This window comes from Cupriavidus sp. FW305-46, from assembly GCF_058787075.1.
In genome coordinates, this window is sequence record NZ_JBYSZI010000024.1 from 49,955 (window position 1) to 61,256 (window position 11,302).

Here is an 11,302-nt window from a genome sequence, read left to right on the forward strand (position 1 = left end):
GAAACCAGGAACAAGAGATGGAACTGACGCCGCGAGAGAAAGACAAGCTGCTGATCTTCACCGCCGCGCTGCTGGCCGAGCGGCGCAAGGCACGCGGGCTGAAGCTGAACTACCCGGAAGCGGTGGCGCTGATCACCGCCGCCATCATGGAAGGCGCGCGCGATGGCCGCACCGTGGCCGAGCTGATGCATGAGGGCACCACCGTGCTGGGCCGCGAGGACGTGATGGATGGCGTGGCCGAGATGATCCCCGAGATCCAGGTGGAGGCCACCTTTCCGGATGGCACCAAGCTGGTGACCGTCCACCATCCCATTGTCTGAGCATGACCGATTCCGATTCTGGACCGCGATAACAAGACCAACCCGAGAGCCGACATGAACCGTACCGCCTGCCTGCGCCTTGCCCTGGGCACTTCCCTGACCGTTGCCGCCGGCGCCGCGCTGGCGCATCCCGGCCACGATGCCGCCACCGTCAGCGCCAGCCTGTGGGCCGGCCTGGCGCACCCCTTCACCGGCGCCGACCATTTGCTGGCGATGGCGGCGGTGGGCGTGTGGAGCGCATTGATTGCCCGCTCGGCCGCCGACACCCTGCGCCTGCCGCTGGCCTTCGTGGCGCTGATGCTGGTGGGGGCTGCAATCGGCCTGTCCGGTGTGGCGCTGCCCGCAGTCGAACCGATGATCTCGGCCTCGTTGCTGGTGATCGGGTTGCTGCTGGCGCTGCGCGCGAAGCTGCCGGCGTGGGCCGGTACGCTGCTGGTCGGCGGCTTTGCCATCTTCCACGGCTACGCCCACGGGGCCGAACTGCCCGCCACTGCGGGCGCGCTGCCTGCGGTACTCGCATACGTAGGCGGGTTTGCGGCCGCCACCATGGCGCTGCACCTGCTGGGCATCGGCGCCGGCGCGTTGCTGCGCCGCCATGCCGGCTGGCTGGCCCGCGCGGCGGGTGCCGGCGTGGCGCTGTATGGCGCCAGCCTGCTGGCGGCCTGAGGAGAATCGTCATGATCCCCGGTGAACTGATGCCCGCCGACGGCGAGATCGAACTGAATGCCGGCCGCGCCACGGTCAGCGTGACGGTGGCCAATACCGGCGACCGGCCGATCCAGGTCGGCTCGCACTTCCATTTCTACGAGACCAATGCGGCGCTGGCCTTTGACCGCGAAACCGCGCGCGGCTTCCGGCTGAATATTGCCGCCGGCACCGCGGTGCGCTTTGAGCCCGGCCAGACGCGCACGGTGGAACTGGTGGCGCTGGACGGCGACCGCATCGTCTATGGCTTCAACGGCAAGATCATGGGAGCGCTGTGATGGCAAAGATCTCCAGGCAGGCCTATGCCGAGATGTTCGGCCCGACCACCGGTGACCGCCTGCGGCTGGCCGATACCGGGCTCATCATCGAAGTCGAGAAAGACTTCACCATCTATGGCGAGGAAGTGAAGTTCGGCGGCGGCAAGGTGATCCGCGACGGCATGGGGCAGAGCCAGCGCATGGCGAAGGACTGCGTCGACACCGTCATCACCAATGCGCTGATCGTTGACCACTGGGGCATCGTCAAGGCCGATATCGGCCTGAAGGGCGGGCGCATCGCGGCGATCGGCAAGGCCGGCAATCCGGATATCCAGCCGGGCGTCACCATCGTGGTCGGGCCGGGCACCGAGGTGATCGCGGGCGAGGGCATGATCGTCACCGCAGGCGGCATCGACAGTCATATCCACTTCATCTGCCCGCAGCAGATCGAAGAAGCGCTGATGAGCGGTGTCACCACCATGATCGGCGGCGGCACCGGGCCGGCCACCGGCACCTTCGCCACCACCGTGACGCCTGGGCCGTGGTACATGGAGCGCATGCTGCAGGCGGCCGATGCCTACCCGATGAATATCGGCCTGCTGGGCAAGGGCAACGCCAGCCAGCAGGGGCCGCTCCTGGAGCAGGTGGAAGCGGGCGCCATCGGCCTGAAGCTGCACGAGGACTGGGGCACCACGCCGGCGGCGATCGACACCTGCCTGTCGGTGGCGGACGCAACCGACACCCAGGTGGCGATCCATACCGACACGCTCAACGAAGCCGGCTTCGTTGAAGCGACCATCGCCGCCTTCAAGGGCCGCACCATCCATACGTACCACACCGAAGGCGCAGGCGGCGGCCATGCGCCCGACATCATCAAGGTGTGCGGCGAGGCCAACGTGCTGCCGTCGTCGACCAACCCGACGCGCCCGTACACGGTCAACACGCTGGACGAGCACCTCGACATGCTGATGGTGTGCCACCACCTGGACCCGTCGATTGCCGAGGACATCGCCTTTGCCGAAAGCCGCATCCGCCGCGAGACCATCGCCGCCGAAGACATCCTGCACGACCTGGGCGCGTTCTCGATGATCTCCAGCGACTCGCAGGCGATGGGGCGCGTCGGCGAGGTCATCATCCGCACCTGGCAGACCGCGCACAAGATGGCGCTGCAGCGCGGCAAGCTGCCGGGCGATCCCAACGATGCGCGCGGCGGGCACGACAACTTCCGCGTCAAGCGCTATGTCGCCAAGTACACCATCAACCCGGCGCTGACGCATGGCATTGCCCATGAAGTGGGCTCGGTTGAAGTCGGCAAGTGGGCCGACCTGGTGTTGTGGCGTCCGGCGTTCTTCGGCGTCAAGCCCAGCCTGATCCTGAAGGGCGGCATGATTGCCGCGGCCGCGATGGGCGATCCCAATGCGTCGATCCCGACGCCGCAGCCGGTGCACTACCGGCCAATGTTTGCTTCGGCCGGCGGGGCGCTGCACCGTTCGTCGCTGACCTTTGTGTCGCAGGCGGCGCTGGCGGCCGGCATCGGCGAGCGCTACGGGCTGGCCAAGACGCTGTCGGCGGTGCGCGGCACGCGCACGGTAAGCAAGCGCGACATGGTGCACAATGACTGGCAACCGCACGTCACGGTCGATCCGGAGACCTACCAGGTCGTTGCCGACGGCCAGTTGCTGACCTGCGAGCCCGCCACCGAGCTGCCCATGGCGCAGCGCTATTTCCTGTTCTGACTGGCCGGGGCCCGCGCCCCGCATCGCCCATGCTGAAGATCGACAAACTCCTGAGCGCCCCGCACGGCATCGCGCCCGTGCTGGTGCGCCGCTCGCCCAAGCTGGTCCTGCCCTTCGCCGAACGCAGCAAGAGCCGCCTGCGCGCGGTGCTCGACAACGGCGACGAAGCCGCGCTGTTCCTGCCGCGCGGCACCGTGCTGCGCGGCGGCGACCTGTTGGTGGCCGAAGACGGCAGCTTCGTGGAAGTGCAGGCCGCTGCCGAGGCGGTGCTGGAAGTGCGCGCGGAAGACCCGCATGCGCTGATGCGCGCGGCCTATCACCTTGGCAACCGCCATACGCCGGTGGAGATCGGGCGCGACTACCTGCGGCTGGAATACGACGCGGTGCTGGCGGACATGCTGCAACGGCTGGGCGTGCGCGCCGAACGTGCCGAGCTGCCGTTCGAGCCGGAGGCGGGGGCTTATGGCGGCGGGCACAGGCATGGGCACGATGCGACGTTTGCGGAGGACTATGCGGCGGCGCAGGCGGTGTTTCATGAGCATCATGGGCACGAGCACGGGCATTCGCATGGACAGGGTCATTCCCACGATCACGGTGATCCGCACCATGTCCACGACGAGCATTGCGGACACAAGCATTGATTGCGTGCCATGACCGGCCTGCCCCAACTGATCTCGCTGCTGCACCTGGCATCGCCATCGCTGCCGATCGGCGGCTTCAGCTATTCGCAAGGCCTGGAGGCTGCGATCGATTGTGGCAGCGTGCACGATGCGCCGAGCGCAGAACGATGGATCCGCGACAACCTGCTGCATGTGCAGGCGCAATGCGAAGCGCCGTTGTGGCTGCTGCTGCATCGCTGCTGGAAAGCGGGCGATGCCGCGCAGGTGCGGACATGGAGCGACTGGTTCCGCGCCACGCGCGAGACTTCCGAGTTGCGGCTTGAGACCGAGCAGATGGGCTGGTCGCTGTCCAGGCTGATTGCGCAGATGGAGTGGGGCGCGCCCGTGCTGCGCGAGACGCTGGCGGCGCTGTCGCCGGTGTGCCTGCCGACGGCGTTCACTGCGGCATGCGTGGCGCTGCAGGTCGAGGCGCGCGACGGCCTCGCCGCCTATTGCTTCAACTGGGCCGAGAACCAGGTCGCCGCGGCGATCAAGGCGGTGCCGCTGGGCCAGGTGGCGGGGCAGCACATGCTGCGGCGCCTGCACGGCGCGGTGCTCGACACGGTCGATGAAGCCGCGCGCCGCGCCGACGCCACGCCGCCGCAACTCTCCACCTTTTCCCCGATGCTGGGCCTGCTTTCCGCGCGCCACGAAACGCAGTACTCCCGGCTGTTCCGATCCTGAACCCATACCGCACCATGACCCAGGCCCGTACCAAGAAGAACCCTCCGCTGCGCGTCGGCGTCGGCGGCCCGGTTGGCTCCGGCAAGACCACGCTGCTGGAAATGCTGTGCAAGGCGATGCGCGACCGCTACGACCTGGTTGCCATCACCAACGACATCTACACCAAGGAAGACCAGCGCCTCTTGACGATCTCCGGCGCGTTGCCGGCGGAACGCATCATGGGCGTGGAAACGGGCGGATGTCCGCACACCGCGATCCGCGAGGACGCCTCGATCAACCTGGAGGCGGTGGACCGCATGCTGGCGCGCTTCCCGGATGCTGACGTGGTCTTCATCGAGTCCGGCGGCGACAACCTCGCTGCCACCTTCAGCCCAGAACTTTCTGATTTGACGATCTACGTCATCGACGTAGCCGGCGGTGAGAAGATTCCGAGAAAGGGTGGGCCGGGCATTACCAAGTCCGACTTGCTGGTGATCAACAAGACGGACCTGGCGCCATACGTCGGGGCATCGCTGGAAGTGATGGAGAGCGATGCGCGCAAGATGCGCGGCGCCCGGCCGTTCGTGATGGGCAGCGTCAAGTCCGGGCAGGGCCTGGACGAGGTGATCCGCTTTATCGAACGGCAGGGCATGCTGGGCGTCTAGTCTGCGCTGTCGCCCTTGGCATCGGGCGCGGCGTTGGTGGCGTGAGTCAGCGACGGGCGGAAGCTGCCCTTGCCCGCCAGCGCCCGCGCCACCGCGGCCACCAGGTTCAGCTCGGGCTCGGTCAGCTCCGCCATATGGCGCACGGTGGCCTCGATCGCCGCGCGCTGGCGGTTGCCGAAGGGCGCGCGCGATTGTTCCACCTGCAGCTGGCTGGCGTCATGGCGGCTGAAGTCGAGCATCTCTGGAGTTGGCACGGCGAGCGTCTCGGCCAGCCTGCAGATGTTGGCGAGCGCCAGGTTGCGCTTGCCGCTTTCGATGCCGCTCAGGTATGAGCGCGACAGCCCGCTCTCAAGCGACAGGGTTTCCTGGGACCAGCCCCGCTGCTTGCGTAGCCAGGCAAGATGCAATCCGAATAGTCTGAGATTTCGAGAAGTCATGGGGTCGTGAAAGGTTCGGAGTGGTCTGAGGCTAAGGGTTTGACCTTGAGGCCACGACAACTTATCCTCTTCCTCACTATCGGTGTCCGACCCGCAAATTGAGGGGTGCGCCAGGCAAAATGGCGCGACACGATGGCATCAACCGGACGGCCTGCATGGCCGAGCCAAACGGGCCACTGCGCAATGCTGCGCGCAACGCTGTCATGCGTGCGCCGAGCTGCGCGGACAGCCGCCTTGCGGCCTGTCGCCCTGCAGGGGGATTGCCATGCAGATCTTCACGCTGTTCGAGGCGCGGATGCGCGCCCTCCATGCCGACCGCCACGCGCCGTCGGACTTCATTCCCGGGTTCCAGTCACGCTTGCTTGCCGCTGCTGCCGGCCTCGGCAGCACCTGCGACTACGTCTTTCTCTGCGCCGGCGAGACCCAGGCTGAATTTGCCGCGGACTGCCATGAATGGTGGGGCTGCCTGCGCGGGGGCCTGCGGCTGTGGTCGCCCGGGCGCGGCTGCCTGCTGATGGGCGGCGGCGAGCTGTTTGCGCCTGCGCCAGGCGTGCCGATGCAGGTGCAGGCGATGGTCGACTCCATCCTGGTGCGCACCGTGCCGCAAGGGCCGGCCGATGCCTCGCGGCCGGTGGTGCTGCCTGCGGGCGGGTGGCACTGCGCGCTGGGCGGCATTGCCGCGGTCGGGGCCAATGGCGCCGAGGGGGTGGCGGGGATGCACGTGTTGCCGGCAGAGGAGGTACGGGCAGAGGGCCCGCAGCCGGAGCAGGGCATGCGGCCGGAGTTCATCCAGCTGGACCAGTCGGGCGATGACTGGGCGCAGCGGCTGCAGGCGCGCGGGCTGAGCTGGGCGCTGTGCTACCGCGGCGCCATCGGCCTGCACTGGCATGGCGCGCTGGTGCGGGCCGGTGGAGACATGGCCTTCCTGCAGCCCGGCACGCTCTACGCGCCGGACCCGCACGAGTCATGCCGGCTCGACGTGCTGTTGCCGGGCACCGGCCTGCTGTGCTGCTTCGGGCCGGGCGATGACGTCGAGGTTGGTGTTGCGGCGCGCGGCGGACGGCGCGCGGACGGGTATGCGATTGCGTGCCACGCGCTGGCGCCGGTCTGATACCAGGCGGGTCAGCCGGGGCCAGCGCCCCGGCCGCCGCAGTGCCGTGCTCAGTGCCGCTTGTATTGCGTGGCGCCGAACAGGACCTCGCGCGCCTTGTCGTCCTGCAGCGCCTTGCGCGCGCTGGCCAGCACTTCCACGCCGCGCTTGACCGCGGGGCGCTCGGCGATCTCGTTGAACCAGCGCTTCAGGTTCGGGTAGTCGTCCAGGTTCACGCCCTGGTTCTGCCAGCTGCGCAGCCACGGGAAGGTGGCGATGTCGGCGATGGTGTACTGCTCGCCGGCGAGGTAGGCGTGCTTTGACAACTGCGTGTCGATCACGCCATACAGGCGCCTGGCCTCGTTGGTGTAGCGGTTGACCGCGTACTCGATCTTCTCGGGCGCGTACATGCGGAAGTGGTGTGCCTGGCCCAGCATCGGGCCCACGCCGCCCATCTGGAACATCAGCCACTGCAGCGCCTCGTACTTGCCGCGCACGTCCGCGGGCAGGAACTTGCCGGTCTTGCCGGCCAGGTAGAGCAGGATGGCGCCCGATTCGAACAGCGAGATCGGCTTGCCGTCCGGGCCGTCGGGGTCGACGATGGCCGGGATCTTGTTGTTGGGGCTGATCTTCAGGAAGTCCTCGCCGAACTGGTCGCCGGCGCCGATGTTGATCGGATGGACCTTGTACTCCAGGCCGCATTCTTCCAGCATGATGTGGACTTTGTGGCCGTTGGGCGTGGCCCAGGTGTAGACGTCGATCATCGCAAAAGATCTCCTGGCTGCGATCGTTGGGGATGGCCACATCAACCACTGACGTGGCGAACCGGGCGATTTAAGCACAGAAGAAAAAAACGCGCAGACTGGCTGCGCGTTTTCCATACTGCCGGCAGGGCCGAAGCCCCGCGGCGTTGCCAGGCGGTCAGAACCCGCGTGCCACCGGCATCCTGATGTCGTCCGGATTCAGGTTCATGTGCTTGGCCAGCTCCAGCTTGGCAATGGCGTTGCGGTGCACCTCGTCCGGGCCGTCGGCCAGGCGCAGCGTGCGCTGGTGCGCCCACCAGTTGGCCAGCGGGAAGTCGCTGGAGACGCCGGCGGCGCCATGGACCTGGATGGCCCAGTCGATCACCTTCAGCGCCACGTTGGGGGCGATCACCTTGATCATGGCGATCTCGGCCTTGGCCACCTTGTTGCCCACGGTGTCCATCATGTACGCGGCCTTGAGCGTCAGCAGGCGCGCCATCTCGATCTCGCAGCGGGCTTCGGCGATGCGTTCCTGCGTCACGCCCTGGCTGGACACCGGCTTGCCGAAGGCCACGCGCGACAGTGCGCGCTTGCACATCAGTTCCAGCGCGCGCTCGGCCACGCCGATGCTGCGCATGCAGTGGTGGATGCGGCCCGGGCCCAGGCGGCCCTGCGCGATCTCGAAGCCGCGGCCTTCGCCCAGCAGGATGTTCGAGGCCGGCACGCGCACGTTCTTCAGCTCGATCTCCATATGGCCGTGCGGCGCGTCGTCGTAGCCGAACACCGGCAGGAAGCGCTTGATGGTGATGCCCGGGGTATCGGCCGGCACCACGATCATCGACTGCTGCTCATGGCGGCCGGCGTCGGGATTGGTCTTGCCCATCACGATGTAGACCTTGCAGCGCGGGTCGCCCGCGCCCGACGACCACCACTTGGTGCCGTTGATCACGTAGTGGTCGCCGTCGCGCTCGATGCGGCATTCGATATTGGTCGCGTCCGACGAGGCCACCGCCGGCTCGGTCATCAGGAAGGCTGAGCGGATCTCGCCGGCCAGCAGCGGCTCGAGCCACTTGTCCTTCAGTTCCTCGGAGGCATAGCGCTCCAGCGTCTCCATGTTGCCGGTGTCGGGGGCCGCGCAGTTGAAGACCTCGGCCGACCAGGGCACCCGGCCCATGATTTCGCACAGCGTGGCGTATTCCAGGTTCGACAGGCCCTGCGGGGCGCGCGGCGAGCGCGGCAGGAACAGGTTCCACAGGCCGGCCGCGCGTGCCAGCGGCTTCAGTTCCTCGATCACCTTGGTCGGCACCCAGGCGTTGCCGGCGCGGCGGTTGGCGTCGATCTCCGCGGCGAAACGCTTTTCGTTCGGGTAGATGTGCTGGTCGAAGAAGGCCAGCAGCTTGGCCTGCATTTCCTTGACCTTCGGGCTGTATTCGAAATCCATGTGGTCTCCTCGCTACGGAATCAGTGGACGCCGGGGTGGGCGGCGGCGCCTCGTTGGCCTCGGCAGGCCTCGGCATCAGTGCGGCATGGGCCGATGGAATGCACTCTATCTGAAAGCTGGTAATAAGAAAAATGAATTTTCTGGATTTGCCAGTATCAATTCCCTGCATTCCGTGACAGAATCCCCGGCATGCAGCTCTCCCGCATCGACCTGAATCTCTTCGTGGTGTTCGACGCCATCTACAGCGAAGGCAGCATCACCGCGGCCGCGCGCCAGCTCAACCTGACGCAGCCCGCGGTCAGCCATGCGCTGGGCCGGCTGCGCACGCTGTTCGACGACCCGCTGTTCGAGCGGCGCGGGCAGGGCATGGCGCCCACGCCGCTGGCGCGCTCGCTGGCCGCCGAGGTGCGCAGCGCGCTGCAATCGTTCGCGCGCACGCTGCAGGATACGCCGCACTTCGATCCCACCAATACCGTGCGGCGTTTCACCATCGGCATGCGCGACGCGCTGGAATCCACGCTGCTGCCGCCGCTGATGGCGCGCGTCACTGCGATGGCGCCGCAGGTGGAGATTGCCGCGATCCGCTTCGACCGCCGCGAGATGGAATCCGAGCTGCTGGCCGGCACGCTGGACGCCGCGCTGGACATCCTGCTGCCGGTCTCGCCCGCCATCCACCACGCGCCGTTCATGGCCGATCCGATGGTGGTGCTGGCGCGGCGCGACCATCCGCTGGTGAAGAAGGAGCTGACGCTCGAGCGCTACCTCGCGGCCGAGCATGTGCACGTGTCGTCGCGCCGCCGCGGTGCCGGCCTGGAAGACCAGGCCCTGCACCGCATGGGCCTGACGCGGCGCGTGCGCCTGCGTTGCCAGCACTACGCGGCCGCGTGCCGCGTGGTCAGCTGCACCGACCTGCTGGCCACGCTGCCGCTGCGCTATGCGCGCATCGCCAATGAGCCCTATGCCAACCGCCTGCTGTCGCTGCCGTTCAAGGTGCCTTCGCTGGAACTGCACCTGTACTGGCATGCGGGCGGCGAAAACGACGGTGCCAACCGCTGGCTGCGCGAGCAGCTGATGGCGGTGATGGCCGCGCTCGGCACCGGCATGGCCGACGTAGCCTCCGCCAGCTAAGTGCCTCCGCGCCCGCACGGCGGGCACCGCAAGCGACCCCCGCGGCGCCCCGGTGCGGCGCGCGCGGGTCACACGTAAGGAATTGTTCATGGGCTAGACCCTCCCGGTCCGCGCCCATACCATCGTCCGGTCTTTCTGCCCCCGGCGCCGCCGCCGCGAGCCCGTGTCCGCACGGTGCTGGCGATAGTTGCCGCGCCGGCTGTCCGCGCCTGCGGATCCCCCGGGGCAGGTTCCTTCCTCCGATGACCACGACGATTCAGAACGATGACCGGGAAACGCTTGCTTGCTGATCACCAATCCATGCCGCCGCGACGCGCGCGGCGCACCACGCTCGCCCTGACCACCCTTTGCGCCGCCGCGGCGCTGGCGCTGTCCGCATGTGGCGGCGGTGGTGGCGATGGCGGCGACGGCGCTGCTTCGTCGGGCGCATCGCAAGCGAGCGGGCCGGCCAGCGCGCCTTCCGGCCCGAGTTCCGGCACGCCTGTCACTGCAGGTGCCTGCTATACCGTCAGCGGCACGGCGCCGGCACCCGCGGCGGGCGGCGGCATCTCGCTGCTGCCGGCGCGCGGCAGTGCGGTCAGCAATTACCGCGTGCTGGAAGAGCCGCGCAGCGCCGGCCTGTGCTACGCCAACTATCGGCGCGAGCAGGTGGGCCTGCCGCCGCTGGCGGCACGCGATCCGCTCAATACCGTGGCGCAGAACCACACTGCCTACATGCTGGCCAACGCCACGCTGACCCACGACGAGACCAGCGGCAAGCCGGGCTATACCGGCGCCACGCCCAATGAGCGCATCCAGGCCGCCTATCCGACCAACGCCACCGCGGAAGTGGTGGCCGGTGCCAACCGCTGGACTTCGGTTGCCAATGCGCAGCTGTCGATGTCGCCCAAGGACGCGCTGGTGTCGGACCTGGTCAACGCGCCGTTCCACCGCGCCGCGCTGCTGGGCAGCTACGGCTCGGCCGGCAGCGGCTTTGCCGAGCGCGTGGGCCCTGATGGCAGCGGCACCTCGGCCAGCTACTACCAGACCATCGACCTGGCCGATGCATCGAAGGGCGGCAGCGACAACCAGATGGTGGCCTATCCGTACAACGGCCAGGCCGACGTGCCGGCCAGCTGGGTCAACTCGGAAAGCCCCAATCCCGCGCCGGGCTACGAGGGCAAGACCGTGGGCTATCCGGTATCGCTGCAGGCCATCAACACCTCGCTGCAGTTCGATGCCGACAACTTCGTCATCACCGACGCGCAAGGCAACAACGTCAACTGCCTCAAGGTCGACAGCCGCTCGTCGGGCCTCTCCAGCGCCGCACGCGGCCTGGCGATCTGCACGCCGGTGGCGCCGCTGGCCAGCCAGCAGCGCTACAGCGTGCGCGTCACCGGCCGGCTGGGTTCACAGCCGGTGGACCTGAGCTGGTCGTTCACCACGCGCTGACCCGCACTCACCAGCACAGCGGCGCGC

13 protein-coding genes are annotated in these 11,302 nt (G+C 68.0%); 10 read left to right on the plus strand and 3 right to left on the minus strand.

Annotation, left to right across the window (positions count from 1 at the left end; all coding sequences use genetic code 11):
• The first annotated feature begins 17 nt into the window (after window positions 1-17).
• The 7 genes from AC3WON_RS13950 to ureG are packed head-to-tail and all read left to right on the plus strand — an operon-like array spanning window position 18 to window position 5,005.
• Window positions 18-320 carry an urease subunit gamma gene (locus tag AC3WON_RS13950; RefSeq protein WP_010809101.1) on the plus strand — a complete coding sequence of 101 codons (303 nt, stop codon included), beginning with the start codon at window positions 18-20 and terminating at the stop codon, window positions 318-320.
• A 54-nt stretch (window positions 321-374) separates the two neighbouring features.
• Window positions 375-986, plus strand: coding sequence for a HupE/UreJ family protein (locus tag AC3WON_RS13955; RefSeq protein WP_492352039.1), 612 nt, complete (start codon window positions 375-377; stop codon window positions 984-986).
• Window positions 987-997: 11 nt separating this feature from the next.
• The gene (locus AC3WON_RS13960) at window positions 998-1,303 is read left to right on the plus strand and encodes an urease subunit beta (protein ID WP_011614866.1); all 306 of its coding nucleotides are present in this window, start codon (window positions 998-1,000) and stop codon (window positions 1,301-1,303) included.
• Entirely contained in the window at window positions 1,300-3,018 is a 1,719-nt protein-coding gene (gene ureC / locus AC3WON_RS13965; RefSeq protein ID WP_269148705.1) for an urease subunit alpha, read from the plus strand. Before AC3WON_RS13960 ends, ureC begins: the two co-directional genes overlap by 4 nt.
• Window positions 3,019-3,047: 29 nt before the next feature.
• Complete coding sequence (gene ureE / locus AC3WON_RS13970) at window positions 3,048-3,659, plus strand: urease accessory protein UreE (protein WP_492352040.1); 612 nt, start codon at window positions 3,048-3,050, stop codon at window positions 3,657-3,659.
• 9 nt (window positions 3,660-3,668) lie between these two features.
• Window positions 3,669-4,361 carry an urease accessory protein UreF gene (locus tag AC3WON_RS13975; RefSeq protein ID WP_492352041.1) on the plus strand — a complete coding sequence of 231 codons (693 nt, stop codon included), beginning with the start codon at window positions 3,669-3,671 and terminating at the stop codon, window positions 4,359-4,361.
• A gap of 14 nt (window positions 4,362-4,375) precedes the next feature.
• On the plus strand, window positions 4,376-5,005 hold the full coding sequence (gene ureG / locus AC3WON_RS13980; protein ID WP_013956047.1) for an urease accessory protein UreG: 630 nt from the start codon (window positions 4,376-4,378) through the stop codon (window positions 5,003-5,005).
• On the opposite strand, the gene AC3WON_RS13985 is transcribed toward ureG, so the two are convergent.
• Window positions 5,002-5,442 (minus strand): helix-turn-helix domain-containing protein, encoded by a 441-nt coding sequence (locus tag AC3WON_RS13985; protein WP_492321687.1) that lies wholly within the window; start codon window positions 5,440-5,442, stop codon window positions 5,002-5,004. The two genes, ureG and AC3WON_RS13985, sit on opposite strands and share 4 nt — an antisense overlap.
• Window positions 5,443-5,707: 265 nt before the next feature.
• Between AC3WON_RS13985 and AC3WON_RS13990 the strand changes: the two genes are divergently transcribed.
• The gene (locus tag AC3WON_RS13990) at window positions 5,708-6,553 is read left to right on the plus strand and encodes a hypothetical protein (protein WP_492352042.1); all 846 of its coding nucleotides are present in this window, start codon (window positions 5,708-5,710) and stop codon (window positions 6,551-6,553) included.
• Between the two features lie 50 nt (window positions 6,554-6,603).
• Here the strand turns inward: AC3WON_RS13990 and AC3WON_RS13995 are convergent, their stop codons facing one another.
• Both AC3WON_RS13995 and AC3WON_RS14000 read right to left on the minus strand, forming a co-directional pair.
• Window positions 6,604-7,296 (minus strand): glutathione binding-like protein, encoded by a 693-nt coding sequence (locus AC3WON_RS13995; protein WP_492321689.1) that lies wholly within the window; start codon window positions 7,294-7,296, stop codon window positions 6,604-6,606.
• A 157-nt stretch (window positions 7,297-7,453) separates the two neighbouring features.
• Window positions 7,454-8,716, minus strand: a complete 1,263-nt coding sequence (locus AC3WON_RS14000; protein ID WP_010809091.1) for an acyl-CoA dehydrogenase family protein — start codon at window positions 8,714-8,716, stop codon at window positions 7,454-7,456.
• Window positions 8,717-8,905: 189 nt separating this feature from the next.
• Between AC3WON_RS14000 and AC3WON_RS14005 the strand changes: the two genes are divergently transcribed.
• Window positions 8,906-9,844, plus strand: a complete 939-nt coding sequence (locus AC3WON_RS14005; protein ID WP_492352043.1) for a LysR family transcriptional regulator — start codon at window positions 8,906-8,908, stop codon at window positions 9,842-9,844.
• A 264-nt stretch (window positions 9,845-10,108) separates the two neighbouring features.
• Window positions 10,109-11,275 (plus strand): CAP domain-containing protein, encoded by a 1,167-nt coding sequence (locus tag AC3WON_RS14010; protein WP_492352044.1) that lies wholly within the window; start codon window positions 10,109-10,111, stop codon window positions 11,273-11,275.
• The last annotated feature ends 27 nt before the right edge of the window (window positions 11,276-11,302 follow it).